Source organism: Paraeggerthella hongkongensis, from assembly GCF_003726035.1.
GTDB classification, from domain to species: domain Bacteria; phylum Actinomycetota; class Coriobacteriia; order Coriobacteriales; family Eggerthellaceae; genus Paraeggerthella; species Paraeggerthella hongkongensis.
In genome coordinates this window covers 15,136-27,418 of the sequence record NZ_QICD01000034.1, presented here as the reverse complement: position 1 = coordinate 27,418, position 12,283 = coordinate 15,136, and the positions used below count along the sequence as shown (strand labels likewise).

15 protein-coding genes and 1 pseudogene are annotated in these 12,283 nt (G+C 62.4%); 8 read left to right on the top strand and 8 right to left on the bottom strand.

Features of this window, described 5'->3' with window-relative positions:
- Positions 1-234 precede the first annotated feature (234 nt).
- The 4 genes from DMP08_RS11390 to DMP08_RS11375 form a co-directional block, all read right to left on the bottom strand.
- On the bottom strand, positions 235-1,416 hold the full coding sequence (locus tag DMP08_RS11390) for a coiled-coil domain-containing protein (RefSeq protein ID WP_123193004.1): 1,182 nt from the start codon (positions 1,414-1,416) through the stop codon (positions 235-237).
- Positions 1,413-2,282: a serine hydrolase gene (locus tag DMP08_RS11385; RefSeq protein ID WP_244596964.1), complete on the bottom strand. Its 870-nt coding sequence runs from the start codon at positions 2,280-2,282 to the stop codon at positions 1,413-1,415. Before DMP08_RS11385 ends, DMP08_RS11390 begins: the two co-directional genes overlap by 4 nt.
- A 475-nt stretch (positions 2,283-2,757) precedes the next feature.
- Complete coding sequence (locus tag DMP08_RS11380; RefSeq protein WP_123193002.1) at positions 2,758-3,324, bottom strand: hypothetical protein; 567 nt, start codon at positions 3,322-3,324, stop codon at positions 2,758-2,760.
- A gap of 4 nt (positions 3,325-3,328) precedes the next feature.
- Positions 3,329-3,538 carry a helix-turn-helix transcriptional regulator gene (locus DMP08_RS11375; protein WP_123193001.1) on the bottom strand — a complete coding sequence of 70 codons (210 nt, stop codon included), beginning with the start codon at positions 3,536-3,538 and terminating at the stop codon, positions 3,329-3,331.
- Positions 3,539-4,243: 705 nt separating this feature from the next.
- Here DMP08_RS11375 and DMP08_RS11370 point away from each other — a divergent pair.
- From DMP08_RS11370 to DMP08_RS11345, 6 genes are all read left to right on the top strand, one after another.
- A complete protein-coding gene (locus DMP08_RS11370) occupies positions 4,244-4,885 on the top strand; it encodes a GNAT family N-acetyltransferase (protein WP_244596963.1) in 642 nt (213 codons plus the stop codon).
- Between the two features lie 3 nt (positions 4,886-4,888).
- Entirely contained in the window at positions 4,889-5,815 is a 927-nt protein-coding gene (locus DMP08_RS11365; protein WP_123192999.1) for a helix-turn-helix transcriptional regulator, read from the top strand.
- A 96-nt stretch (positions 5,816-5,911) separates the two neighbouring features.
- Complete coding sequence (locus tag DMP08_RS11360; RefSeq protein WP_123192998.1) at positions 5,912-6,376, top strand: GyrI-like domain-containing protein; 465 nt, start codon at positions 5,912-5,914, stop codon at positions 6,374-6,376.
- Between the two features lie 10 nt (positions 6,377-6,386).
- Positions 6,387-7,010: a DJ-1/PfpI family protein gene (locus DMP08_RS11355; protein WP_161555466.1), complete on the top strand. Its 624-nt coding sequence runs from the start codon at positions 6,387-6,389 to the stop codon at positions 7,008-7,010.
- Positions 7,011-7,032: 22 nt separating this feature from the next.
- The gene (locus DMP08_RS11350) at positions 7,033-7,419 is read left to right on the top strand and encodes an MmcQ/YjbR family DNA-binding protein (protein WP_123192996.1); all 387 of its coding nucleotides are present in this window, start codon (positions 7,033-7,035) and stop codon (positions 7,417-7,419) included.
- Between the two features lie 18 nt (positions 7,420-7,437).
- Positions 7,438-8,136 (top strand): GyrI-like domain-containing protein, encoded by a 699-nt coding sequence (locus DMP08_RS11345; RefSeq protein WP_123192995.1) that lies wholly within the window; start codon positions 7,438-7,440, stop codon positions 8,134-8,136.
- A gap of 8 nt (positions 8,137-8,144) precedes the next feature.
- Here the strand turns inward: DMP08_RS11345 and ucpA are convergent, their stop codons facing one another.
- Positions 8,145-8,936 (bottom strand): SDR family oxidoreductase UcpA, encoded by a 792-nt coding sequence (ucpA, locus tag DMP08_RS11340; RefSeq protein WP_123192994.1) that lies wholly within the window; start codon positions 8,934-8,936, stop codon positions 8,145-8,147.
- A 252-nt stretch (positions 8,937-9,188) separates the two neighbouring features.
- Between ucpA and DMP08_RS11335 the strand changes: the two genes are divergently transcribed.
- Positions 9,189-9,626, top strand: coding sequence for a LytTR family DNA-binding domain-containing protein (locus DMP08_RS11335; protein WP_123192993.1), 438 nt, complete (start codon positions 9,189-9,191; stop codon positions 9,624-9,626).
- 21 nt (positions 9,627-9,647) lie between these two features.
- Positions 9,648-10,118: a hypothetical protein gene (locus tag DMP08_RS11330; RefSeq protein WP_123192992.1), complete on the top strand. Its 471-nt coding sequence runs from the start codon at positions 9,648-9,650 to the stop codon at positions 10,116-10,118.
- Between the two features lie 47 nt (positions 10,119-10,165).
- Here the strand turns inward: DMP08_RS11330 and DMP08_RS11325 are convergent, their stop codons facing one another.
- The 3 genes and pseudogenes from DMP08_RS11325 to DMP08_RS12830 all read right to left on the bottom strand — a co-directional run.
- On the bottom strand, positions 10,166-11,623 hold the full coding sequence (locus tag DMP08_RS11325; protein WP_123192991.1) for a sensor histidine kinase: 1,458 nt from the start codon (positions 11,621-11,623) through the stop codon (positions 10,166-10,168).
- Entirely contained in the window at positions 11,611-11,796 is a 186-nt protein-coding gene (locus tag DMP08_RS12835; protein WP_475734001.1) for a winged helix-turn-helix domain-containing protein, read from the bottom strand. Before DMP08_RS12835 ends, DMP08_RS11325 begins: the two co-directional genes overlap by 13 nt.
- 156 nt (positions 11,797-11,952) lie before the next feature.
- A pseudogene (locus DMP08_RS12830) lies at positions 11,953-12,273 on the bottom strand (response regulator); the annotation flags it as partial.
- Positions 12,274-12,283: the final 10 nt, after the last annotated feature.

The following is a 12,283-nucleotide window of genomic DNA, read 5'->3' as shown; positions in this document are numbered from 1 at the left end:
CCGAGATCAAAGCAAAACCCCTGATCGTGAGATCAGGCAACAGACTCAAAACACTTCAAAACGTCCGGCTAACTGCACAAACGCCTATTTAAACAAGGGTGTTCGGCTGACTTCGCAATTCAACCGCCGATTGACGGGCCGATTGACGCCGACACCACCCCGGCGCACGGGATTCCGGCCCGCGAAGAGGGAGAACGCAGGACCCGCGGCCGAGCGGCGAAACGAGGCGAAACGCTACAGAATACGATAACTGACCGTGCGCAAGCCCCAGTCCAAACACGACGAGTACCCGAATGCCTTCCACACGCCGGGCTGCAGATCAAGGGAACGACGGCCTCCGTCCATGCCGCCGCAATCGTTGATGGTGGCGAACACGGTTTGCCCTGCATAGGATATTTCGACGGTGCGTCCGTAGTACTGCCAGTAGTTCGGCCACGCCATGGGAACGGCCACGCCCATGGACCAGTCGTCGCAAACGGCGCCGGCAGCCGTTATTCCGGGATTGGGCGTGTAGGGATCGGTGGATCCTCCGTAGGCGGAAGCCACGCCCGTCGACCAGCCGGCAGTGCTTTCGCCGGGCGATTCGCCGGAACCGCCACCGGATCCGCCGCTGGAACCGCCACCGGATCCGCCACCGGTATCGGGAACAACGGGATCCGGATCGGGTTCCACCGGCGTTGATGGAGGAACCACCGAAGGCCTGTCCACCGTATTCGCGTCCTCGACCTCCACCGGATCCGTCACCGCACCGGCGGCTGCCATCTCCTCCGCTTTGCGCTGCAGCTCGGCCAAGCGAGAAGCCTGGTCGCTTTCGGCGTTCTGCAGTCGCGAGGACGCGTCGGCCACCACCTTCTGCGCTTCCGCCTTCTTCGCTTCCAGCTCCGCCAGCTTCTTTTCCTGTTCGTCTTTTTGGAAGTTCAAGCTATCTGCAAGATCCTGGAAGCGCTTGCTGCGCTCCTGCTGCGCGGCAACCTCGTCGGCCTGATACGTCATGATGCTGCTCAGATACGACATATTGCGCAGAAGATCGGAGAAATCGCCTGCGCCCAAGACCAGCTCGACAAGCGAGCGCGCCGACCCGCCGCTGCGATACTCGTATACGGCCAATTTGCCTACCGCAGCGCGCCCCTCGACCACCGCTTTCTGAGCCTCCAAGACCTCCGCCGCCATGTCGTCGATCTGCGTTTGAAGCTTGTCTATTTCCTGCTTGAGCGTATCATAATCGGAAGAAAGCTCGGCCATGCGAGATTCAGCAGTGCTCAAGCTGGAATGAGCGTCGTCGACCGCCTTCTGAGCAGCGCTCGCCTGGGCGTCCTCGTCAGCCCACGCGAAGCATCCAAGCGCGAGAAAACCCGCTAAGGCAATCGCCGTCAGCACCGCAGCAAGCAAAAGCGCAGCGCGAGAAAAAACCCTCACGAACGAACCTCCTGAACAGTAGGATGAACGAGCACTTTATCACGAGCAGCGCCCAATGCAGCTGCCAAGTCGACGATCAGGCGCTCGTTATCCGTAAAGTAATCGCTGTCGTAATCGGCATCGGACATGATAGCCACCACGTACGGACCGTCCCCGGCAAGCACCACGCCCGCATCGTTGAGGGCCCCGGCGCCCGTTTGGGGAGTACGTATCTCGAATCCGGGCTTCGAAAGAACCGTGCCGCGCGCACCGAGCGCAGCGCGCAGAAACGAGGAGTCCGTCTGGGACAAAAGACCGGCGCACCATGAGGCATGGCCCTGCCCGGCAGCCACGTACGACCCTACGTTCAACCACAGCTTGGCCAGGTCGAGCGGCGTGCAATACGGATACCACTCGCCTTCCCAGGCCCATGCGTCCACACCTGCGGCGGCGCACCACGATTCGAAGCTCCCGTAACTGAAGCGCTCGCGCAACAACGCGTAGCCGGTATTGTCCGAATGGACGATGGCATTGGCCAGCACGTCTTCTAAACGGTACTCTTCCTTATCGTCGAAAGCCATGACGCCCGTGCCCTCTACTGCCACGTCTTCGATCACCATGTCTTCGAAAGAAGCAAGACCAAGGTCAATCTCATCTTGCACCGCATAGGCAACAAAGGGGGCTTTCATGGTGCTCGCGCAGAAAAACGCCTCATCAGCATTGTAGTTCATGCCACGTTGGGCCGAAAAATCGTATACGACGAACCCAACTTCATAGCCAGCTTCGTGAAATGCATCGACAGCCTGCACCACCTCGGGCGCTTCCTTGTTGCCAAGTTCGCGTGCAGCGCCCGTTGCAGCGTCGAACACGCTCACAAGATCTGTCATGGGCGCTGCATCAAGCGCCGAACGCGCGATCTCTATTGCCGCGCGCGGATCCGAATTCGCTAATCGATCGGGGACGGCATCGGTCGATCCGTGCTCTTGGCGCACGGAAGAACTTGCCGGGAGCGGTTTTTCATGCCGGGTTGTGAAAGCGTCCGTTGCGCTAACGACCGCGCACGCTGCAACGACCGTTGCAACGACCACCGCAGCTACGCCGATCCAACTGAGCGATCGATCGCAACGAATTCGCTTGTTCTGGGGCCAACCCGCCACGCACGCCTCCCACCGGCGCGCCTGCGCCGTTCGATTCCCGGCGCCGCAACGCGCCTCCTGCATGCGCAGTATTCCCTAACGGCATCCCGGCAACAAGCCCGCTCCCCTCAAACAACAAAGTATGGGCACGAGGTTTCCGCAACCCGACGCCCTCCGCAGCACAACGAAGGATACCGGGCTGCAAGCGTGAAAGCGCGCGGATGCCTCAGTCGTCAAGCCCGGCCTCGATTGCCCGACGGCGGGATTTTGCCACGCGAAACGAAATATAGAAGGCAATCACAAGCAGAACGAACAGCAGCACCGCCATCGACAGCCCCAGCACTGCGGCGGCAAACCATGCGGAGGCGCCAACCGAACCAAGCACCTGAAGTTCGGCGAGCACCCGCAAAAGCGCGATCAGGACGCCCGCGACCACCGCCGCAAGCCCTGACACCAAGGCGAAGTACCCACCAGGAAAGCGGTCGGTTTCCGAAAAGCGGTTGCCATCGTCCGCAAATCCCTTGCGACTCTGGAGCACCGCACATACAAGGCACGTCAGCAGCAACCATGAGACGACCGCGAAATGAAACATGCCGTATTGCATAGCCCCCGATCCCGTCATGTCGATCTCGCGCATCCACACGATCTGCCTGACCATGGTGTCGTACCCAAGCGCCACAAGAAGGCCGAACGTCAACATGATGAAGCCGACTTTGTAAATACGATTCGATTCGGCTTCCACCCGTTCGTCAACAGGGCCGACATACGCCCTCCACTGCTCGATAAGCTTCATATCGTTACTCTCCTTCTTCCCAGAACAGGTCGTCAAGCGTTGCGCCCAGCACCTTGCATATCGCAATGCACAGGTTGAGCGTGGGGTTGTATCCACCGGCTTCGATAAGGCCGACGGTCTGGCGCGTCACCCCGACCGCCGCGGCCAGCTCGGCTTGCGAAAGGCCGCACGCCACGCGCGCCGCCTTCATGCGCAAGTTCTTTCTCCCTCCCATGAAGCACCTTCTCTTTTCTCGCTTTGCCTAATATTCCTTACGCAATGTCATAAATATATTGCATATTGAGAAAAATGACAAGTATATATTGCACTTTGTTTTTAAAGCCATGCCCTGCGCGCGTGTTTCGAGCACGCGCGTTCGTTCCCCGCGGAAGCGCCCTTGCCATGCTGCAAGACGGCGCTCGTTGCCGTCCGAAGCACGCGAAACGCCGTCGCTCGGGCGCCTTGCGCTTTCGACGGCGCACGGATCCTCCCTGCCGAACCGCCATCGGCACGCATCCAGACGGAGCGCCGCTTCGAGCACCGGTCGACCCGCCGCGCGATACGGACGACGGCTCGAGGGGCGCCCGGTGCTTTTCGCTCGGTTTTGCCCCCAATGTTGCGTTTTCCACTCCGCAGACCCCCCCTTCGTCGGCCTTCTCTTGAGAGCTCATTCTATCGTCCCAGATCACAGAGGTATGGCGATCAAGGGCGCTGAACCGTGCGCAACATTGGGGTTATAATCGGCCAGGGAAACGGGAGGCCGGACCCAGGTACCGGCCTCCCTGCGGGATGCCGGCGGAGGCTTGCCATGGAGGCATGACTCCCACGTGCACAAAGCAGGCCCGAGCACGCGAACGCGCCCTTTCCCTCGAGCCCTCCGAGCGATTCGGAACGTGCTACCATGAACGCCGCAGCAACTCGATCAATGCAAGGAGCAGCCGTGTCCGGAGCTGAAAACGTCCCTATTCGCATACGCCTGGCCACCGACGACGACGCCGACGGCATCCTGTCCGTATACGCTCCCTACATAGACACGCCCATAACGTTCGAAGAGTCGCTGCCGAACGCCAAGGACTTCGGCGCGCGCACGGCGAAGATCCAAGCCGGCTACCCGTATCTTGTGGCGGAAACCGTCAGTACGCCCGAGTCGGGCGAAGCTCCGCGCATCGTTGGCTACGCGTACGCTCATGCGCAAGCCGAACGCGCCGCATACGGCTGGAACGCCGAGCTTTCGGTGTACCTGTCGCCCGAAGCGCGCGGACGCGGCCTGGGAACCGTGCTGTACCGCGCCCTTATAGATCTGCTGCGCGAACAGGGCGTGAAGGCAGCGTATGCGCTGGTCACAATTCCGAACGCCGCAAGCGAGCGTCTGCATGAAGCCCTCGGGTTCACGCTTATGGGCGTCCAGAAGAACGCGGGATACACGTGCGGAGCGTGGCGCGACGTTGCCTGGCTCGTGCTCGCCCTTGCCCCGTTCGACGCAGAGCCCGCGCCCGTCGTCCCCTTCCCCGCATTGGCGCGCGAGCGACCCGGAGCGGTGCGGAACGCGCTTGCGCGCGCGAACGCCCACGTGAAAGGCTGACCGATGCAGGCAGGCCGCCTTTTCGAGATCGTGTTCTTGTTGATGGAGCGATCGCCGCGAACGACGGGCGATCTTGCAAGCCGGCTCGAAGTGTCGGGTCGTACGGTGCGTCGCGACGTCGAGGCGCTTTCGGCCGCAGGGGTTCCCGTGTACATGACGCGCGGCAAAGGCGGCGGCGTGCACCTCATGGAGGGATACGTCCTGGACAAATCCCTTGTTACCGACAGGGAGAAAGACGACATCCTTGCCGCGCTTTCCGCGCTCAGGGCAACCGGGGCCGCCGACTCGCCCGCCACGCGCGAGCGGCTTGGGCGCCTGTTCCAACGGAAAGGCGCCGATTGGCTGGACATCGACCTTTCGTTTTGGGGCGCGCCGCCCGAATACAAGAACATCTTCGACATGGCACGACGGGCGATCCTCGAACGACGCCCCTTGCGATTCAGGTACCGAGACGCCGCGGAACGCACGAGCGAGCGCGTGGTCGAACCCGTCAAGCTCCTGTTCAAGGAGCGTTCCTGGTATATTCGCGCGTGGTGCCGGATGCGCGAGGACTGGCGCACGTTCAAGCTGTTCCGCATCGTATGGGACTCGATGGAGCTGTTGCCGGAAACGTTCGTCCCGCGCGAACTTCCAGCCCAGATGCAAGAAGGCTATACAACCGCCTCGGCTGAACCGCTGGTGCTGCTGTTCAGCCCGCAAACGCCGCAAGACATCGGCCGCATTCGGGAAGAATTCGAACCGTCGGCCATCGAGCAGCTGGAAGACGGCCGCCTGCGCGTCCGCCTTTCCTGCGACATAACCGAGCGCATGATGTTCTACCTGCTGTCGTTCGGCGACCGTTTGGAAGTAGCCGAACCCGTGCGCCTGCGCGCCTGGCTGCAATCGCAGGCGGAAGCGATCGCGCGGACGTACGAAACGCGAACCCCTTGAAAATCCCTTCGATTCTTGCTGTAGCGGACACGCCTTGTCCGGTTTTGTTTCATACAATCGCCTTGCCACCGAAAAACGAAACCGAGAGGAACCACTATGGAGTACACGGTAGTCGAACTGCCCGAGCGCACCGTTGCGGGAATCACCCTGCGCACCGCCAACGACAGCCCTTCCTGCACCGCGGACATCGGCGTCCTATGGCAGCGGTTCATGGAAGAGGGCATGGACAAGAACGTGCCGGGGGCGATTGCGAACCCCTACCCCTGCTTCGCGCTTTACTACAACTACGACCTGGCCACGAACGAGTACGACCTGCTCATCGGCTGTGAGACGAACGAAGCCGAAGCCGGCTCCGCACGCCAGGTTATACCGGTCGGCCGCTACGCGAAGGTGGAGATCCGCGGCGGCGACTGCGTGGAGAGCGTGCAGAATGCTTGGATGGACATCTGGACCGACGAAGCGCTCATGGCTCAACGGTCGTTCACCGTCGACTTCGAAGCGTACCTGCCCGGCGAAGACACGAGTTGCGCCGACATCGATATATTCGTGGCTTTGGCGTAAAGGAGCTTCAGTGACCGAACGCGACAACGCACTAGGACCTCAGGGGAATCGCCGCGGCACCGTGCTTGCGTTCCTGCCCGATCGATTCGCAGATTGGGAGGTGGGACATGCCTGCTCTGAAATCAACAAACCCGAAACCGGATACGCCGTACGCACCATGGCGACGCGGCAGGGCAAGGTGCGGTCGATAGGGGGACTGACCGTAGTGCCCGATTTGACGGCGGAGCGCGACGAGGTTCCCGAAGATTTGGCCCTGGCGATTCTCGTGGGCGGCGAAAGCTGGCAAGAACCGGACATCGTACGCGCGGGCGCGTGGCTGGTGGACGCGTGCCTGGCCCGCGCGGTGCCGGTAGCTGCAATCTGCGGCGCATGCTCGTTTCTAGCCGAACGCGGCTACTTGGACGACTGCGATCACACGGGCAACGCGGACTACGAGTTTGCCCAGCTAGCACCCCATTATCGGGGCCACGATCGATTCCGGAACCAGCCCGTCGTAGACGGCGGGCGCTTCATCACCGCGAATGGCGCCGCGGGAATCGAACTGGCGTGCGCGCTGTTCGGACGCCTCGATATCAAGCCGTGGGGCAACGTCGAGACCTGGCGCACCGCGTTCAAACGCGGGACATTCGCATAGCACGAGCAAAGGAGCGCAAACCATGCACGACGCCATAGACGCATACCTGCTTGCCAAGCCGGGCTGCACCAAAGATTACAAGGCGGAATGGGACTGGTGGCGCTATCAGGTTGGCGGAAAGATGTTCGCTGCCGCCATGAAGCCCGGCCAAGAGCACGCCGCCGCATACGCAGGTCGATCGCTCCTGTCGCTCAAATGCGATCCAGCCTGGTCAGCTGCATTGCGCAGCGAGCATGCCGACATCCTGCCCGGCTTTTACGCCGACAAGCGCCACTGGATATCCATCGACCTGGACGGCGCGGTGCCCGACGAGCTGCTGTACGAATTGTGCGATCATTCCTACAGCCTGGTATTCGGCAAGCTGACGAAAAAAGCGCAGCGCGAGATAATCGGCAATCCAGTCATCTGAGTCAAGGAGGATAGCCTCATGGCGTTCGATTTCACGAAGGAATACAAAGACCTTTACGTTCCGAAGACGAAGCCGGCGCTCGTGGAGGCGCCTGCCATGACGTTCATCGCCGTTGCCGGCGAGGGCAACCCCAACGACGAAAACGGTGCGTACGCGCAGGCCGTGGGACTTCTGTACGCCTTGTCGTACACCATCAGAATGGCGAAAAACGGCGATTGGCAACCGGATGGCTACTTTGAATACAAGGTAGCGCCGCTCGAAGGCCTTTGGTGGACGGCCTCCGGCGGCTTCGACGGGCGTCGCATTACGGACAAAAGCAAGCTGCAATGGGTCTCTTTGATTCGACAGCCCGACTTCGTAACGCCCGAAGTCTTTGCCTGGGCACGTGAAAAACTGGCTGCGAAAAAGCCAGAGCTGGACACCGCGCAGGCCCGCCTGGTCCGCTTCGCCGAAGGCTCCTGCGCGCAAGTCTTGCACCGCGGCCCTTACGACGACGAACCGGCCACCGTCGCAGCCCTGTCCGCCTTCATAGCCGACTCCCACCTGAAAGACGACATCGCCGATCCCGCGAACGCACGCGCGCTGCTCGCCGAACTTGACGCGAACGGCGGCGTGCCCGGCGTGCGCCTGCATCACGAGATCTACCTGAGCGACCCGCGTCGGTCCAAGCCGGAGAACATGCGCACCGTGGTTCGCCATCCGGTGAGGCCTGCATAAGCTTATGCCTACACGCCTACGCTGACGGATTCCGGAAGCGTGGAGCCGCCGTCGATAACGAACTGGGAGCCGGTAATGTAGCTGGACTCGTCGCTGCCGAGAAACGCGGCCAGCTCCCCCACTTCTTCGGGGCGGGCCAGCCTTCGCATCGGGATAGCCTTCGCCATCTCGGCCAAGACGCTTTCCGGATCGTCGGGATTCGACTGCTGGGCGATGCTCTCGGCCATGGGAGTGACCACGTATCCGGGCTGGAAGCAGTTGACGCGGATGTTTCGGTCGGCGAATTCCACGGCCAGCGCCTTCGTCAAGCCCACGAGCGCCGCTTTCGACAGCGCGTAGGCGCATTCGCCCGGGTCGGCAACAAGGTCGCCCGTTACCGACGAGGTGATGACCACGCTGCCGCCGCCCTGCTCGACCATGACGGGAAGCGCGGCGCGCGCCGTGTTCCATACGCCCTTGATATTGACGTCGATGTGGAAATCGCGATCGGCGTCCGTCATGCTCAGGAAATCTCCCAACCGGCACACGCCCGCATTCGCGCACAGCACGTCCAAGCTCCCAAACGTCTCAACGGTGCGCGCGACCGCAGATGCAAGCGCAGCGGAATCCGTAACGTCCAGGACGAACGCGACGGCCTCGTGCCCAGCCTCCCGCAGATCGGCGGCAACGTCCTCCACACGCACAGACACGTCGGCCAAGGCCACGCGGGCGCCGTGCTTCGCGTACACGCGCGCAATGCCTTCGCCGATACCCTGAGACGCTCCCGTGACGAATGCAACCTTGCCTTCGAGCTTTGCCATGGCAGACCTCCTAGCCGTACGATTTCGCCATCGTTCTCAGGGCGATTGTAGCATGGGGCGCCTTCCTGGCCGAGGAAAGGGAGCGCACGTCAAACAACCGAAACCAACGCAACCTACAGCGGCTTGCCTGCAACTGAAGCTTGCCCATTTGCAACTGGGCTCACCTTGCCTTGTGCGCCGCCGGAAGGTCGGGGATACTGTCGGCATCGGCCGGTGCACCATCCGCTTCAACCCCGAATCGAAAGCGATGCCATGAACGTAACCATTACCGAAACCCCGCACGCCGGCGGCATCAGCGTAGCCATCGAATGCCCGCGGATCGACGAGCGCGTGCAGCGCATCGTCGCCTCGCTCAACGCGTTCGACCGCAAGCTCACCGGCACCCGCGACGGTGCAACCCTGATCGTTGCGATCGGGGACGTCCTGTACGCCGAAACCGTGGACGGCTCCACGTTCCTGTACCTGAAGGACGCCGTGCTGGAAACGCCGCTTCGCCTGTACGAGCTGGAAGACCGGCTGGCCGGAACCGAATTCGTACGCGCCTCCAAGCAGCTGCTGGCGAATTTCGACCACGTTGCGGGCATCAAACCGTACCTGAACGCCCGGCTCCAGCTGCTGCTGGACAACGGCGAAACCGTCATCGTATCGCGCCAGTACGCTCCCGCCATCAAGCAGAAAATCGGGCTGTAGCCCGCAGCAAAGGAGTTCGCCATGAAACGCATAGCCATTCAAACCGCCCTTACCATCTGCGTTTTCTTCACCGTGGCCATGATCGTGTGCTTAGCCATGGGCTATATCTTCGCAGGCCCCAGCTACGGGCTGAACCTCACCGCCTCGCTGCTGACGGCCGCTGCGTCGATCGGCGTGCTGCAAGCCTTCTGGTTCACCGAAGCGGTGCTCAAGAAGCCCTCGTACCTTGCTCGCATGATCGGGTTCGACGCGTGCGCGCTGCCGACGCTGGCCGCCTGCGCTTGGATCGGCGCCTGGTTTCCTCCGGACATCCCCTTTGCATGGGTCGAGTTCGCGGTGATCTTCTTCATCATATCCGCATTATCTACCATCGGGTACAATGCCTATTTCCGCAGGACCGCCGGCAGCTACGAGCAGGCGCTCGCCCGTTACCGCGAGCAGCAAGGCACCCGAACAGACGCGCACGAAACAGGCTCCGAGCGGAAGCGATAACGCCCGCCGCAACCATCTTGCCGTCAGCGCCGGAAGCTGCCGCGACCCTACATCAGCGGCAGCTTCACCACGCAGCGCGCGCCGCCCTTGCTCCGGTTGGAGATCTCGAAGGATCCGCCGTGCGCCGCCACGATGTCGTCCACGATGGAAAGGCCCAAACCGAAATGACCGGCATTGGCGTTGCGATCTGCGGATCCCGTGAAGAAGCGCTCCTTTCCGCGCTCCAACGCGGCTGCAGAGAACCCGGGGCCTTCGTCTTCCACCGTCACGCGCAAACAGTCTTCGGCCACGTCGAACGTCACCGACACCTGCGAGCCGGCGGGAGCATGCTCGACGGCATTCGACACCAGGTTCGCAATGACCCGAACAAGGCTGGTCGCATCGCCGCGAACAGCGCCCGAGCACACGGCGTCGAAGGAAAGCGCCGTCCCGCCCGCATCGCACAGCTGCCGCGCTTGGCGCCGCGCTTCTTCGGCCAGAACGGCAACATCCACGTCGGAGGCGGCGGCGGGATCGCTCGCCTGGGATGCCTCGACCAAAAGCCGTACGTAGCCTTCCATGCGTCGCACGCTATCGGACATATCCTCGACGCATGCACGCTGGTCCTTGTCGAGCGGGGTCTCGTGCAGCAGGTCGGCGTTCCAGCGCGCAACGGCCAACGGCGTTTTGAGATCGTGCGCAAGCGCCGACACCTGACGACGACGTGCGTCGTCGGCAGCCCAACGCGCTTGCAGCGAATCAGCCAGCGCCGCGCGCATGCGCTCCATGGCGCACAATACGTCGTTCACCTCGCGCACGTTGGCCGATCCCACGGCAAAGTCGAGGTCCTGCCGCTCGATTTGGGACACGGCGTCGGCCAAAGGCTGCATCTTGCGGGATATCACCCGCGCCGCGCGCACGGCGATCAGTGCAACCGTGACAATGAACAGGGAAAAGAACGCGGCGATGAGCATCGTCTGAGGGTCGGGAAGCGCATCGCGAACAGTCCGGGACGTGAAATCAGGGACGAAATCGTATTGCAGCGCGCATAGGTTTCCATTCGGCAGCACGGCCGTTGCCTGCTGGCGGATCCCGCCCAAGCCGTCAAATCCCGCAACGGTCGATCCGTCTTGGGCCGTCGCCCAAGCAGCCGCATAATCGCCATCCGCCATATCGGATGCGAGCACGCGCCCTTCCGCATCGAATACGCACCAGCGATAGCACGAAGGGACGTCCGCAGGCTCGATCTCCCCGGCTTCGAGCGCGGCAACCGTATCGGAAGCGTGCTCGTCGGCGTAATTGGCAACGTAGACGAGCCCACTGCCGGCCATCAAGCTGAACGCCGTCCAAAAGCCGATCAGCAGCAGCGCCACCGCAACGAGCACGTAGCCGAAATAGCGTACGATAATCAGCGCCAACGGAACGCCGCGACGCGAGCCCGACGAACCCGATCGCCCGCTCCCTGCGCGCACGGCGCCCGCCTCGACCTGCGCAGCCTGCGGCCGCACGTCCCTTAAAGCTCCCATTTGTAGCCCACGCCCCAAACGGTTCCGATAGGGTTGACCCCCATCGCCCTGAACTTCGCCCGAATGGAGCTCACGTGGGCAGTGATGGTTTCGGCGCTGGCCAGCGAATCCCAACCGGACACTTCCTCAAGCAGCGCGTCTTTGGAGAACACCTGACCGCGGCGGCGCGCCATCAGCTCGCAAAGCGCGTACTCGGTAGGCGTCAGCCGAACGGGAACGCCGCCGACCGCAATCTCCTTGGCCGCAAGATCGATGCGCACAGGACCGAACGCCAGCGCCACATGGTGGTCGCGCTGCTCGCGTCGCAGATGAGCCGCCACCTTCGCGCGCAACTCGGCCGCTCCGCACGGCTTGCGGATGTAGTCGTCGGCTCCCAGGCCGTAGCCGATCACGGCATCGCCTTCCTCGGTCTTGGCGGTAAGGAACAGGATGGGGCAATCTACCCGATCGCGCATGCGGCGCACCAGCTCGAAGCCGTCCATGTCGGGCATCATCACATCGGTGATGACAAGATCGAACCGAGCAAGGTCAAGATCGAGCACGCGCGTCGAACGGGATTCCGCAACCACCGTATGACCGTCCCGCTCGAGCACGCGCGCAAGCGCATCGAGAATCGCCCTCTCGTCATCGATCACCAGCAAGCGAGCCATGCCGCTCCTT

What these genes read in the sequence shown, in the direction of transcription:
- DMP08_RS11385 (WP_244596964.1), bottom strand. Translation starts at nt 2,282, where the DNA reads ATGACAGATCTTGTGAGCGTGTTCGACGCTGCAACGGGCGCTGCACGC.
- DMP08_RS11380 (WP_123193002.1), bottom strand. Translation starts at nt 3,324, where the DNA reads ATGAAGCTTATCGAGCAGTGGAGGGCGTATGTCGGCCCTGTTGACGAA.
- DMP08_RS11375 (WP_123193001.1), bottom strand. Translation starts at nt 3,538, where the DNA reads ATGGGAGGGAGAAAGAACTTGCGCATGAAGGCGGCGCGCGTGGCGTGC.
- DMP08_RS11365 (WP_123192999.1), top strand. Translation starts at nt 4,889, where the DNA reads ATGCAGGCAGGCCGCCTTTTCGAGATCGTGTTCTTGTTGATGGAGCGA.
- DMP08_RS11360 (WP_123192998.1), top strand. Translation starts at nt 5,912, where the DNA reads ATGGAGTACACGGTAGTCGAACTGCCCGAGCGCACCGTTGCGGGAATC.
- DMP08_RS11350 (WP_123192996.1), top strand. Translation starts at nt 7,033, where the DNA reads ATGCACGACGCCATAGACGCATACCTGCTTGCCAAGCCGGGCTGCACC.
- DMP08_RS11345 (WP_123192995.1), top strand. Translation starts at nt 7,438, where the DNA reads ATGGCGTTCGATTTCACGAAGGAATACAAAGACCTTTACGTTCCGAAG.
- ucpA (WP_123192994.1), bottom strand. Translation starts at nt 8,936, where the DNA reads ATGGCAAAGCTCGAAGGCAAGGTTGCATTCGTCACGGGAGCGTCTCAG.
- DMP08_RS11335 (WP_123192993.1), top strand. Translation starts at nt 9,189, where the DNA reads ATGAACGTAACCATTACCGAAACCCCGCACGCCGGCGGCATCAGCGTA.
- DMP08_RS11330 (WP_123192992.1), top strand. Translation starts at nt 9,648, where the DNA reads ATGAAACGCATAGCCATTCAAACCGCCCTTACCATCTGCGTTTTCTTC.
- DMP08_RS11325 (WP_123192991.1), bottom strand. Translation starts at nt 11,623, where the DNA reads ATGGGAGCTTTAAGGGACGTGCGGCCGCAGGCTGCGCAGGTCGAGGCG.
- DMP08_RS12835 (WP_475734001.1), bottom strand. Translation starts at nt 11,796, where the DNA reads ATGGCGCGCCGCCGCGGTCAGGTGTTCTCCAAAGACGCGCTGCTTGAG.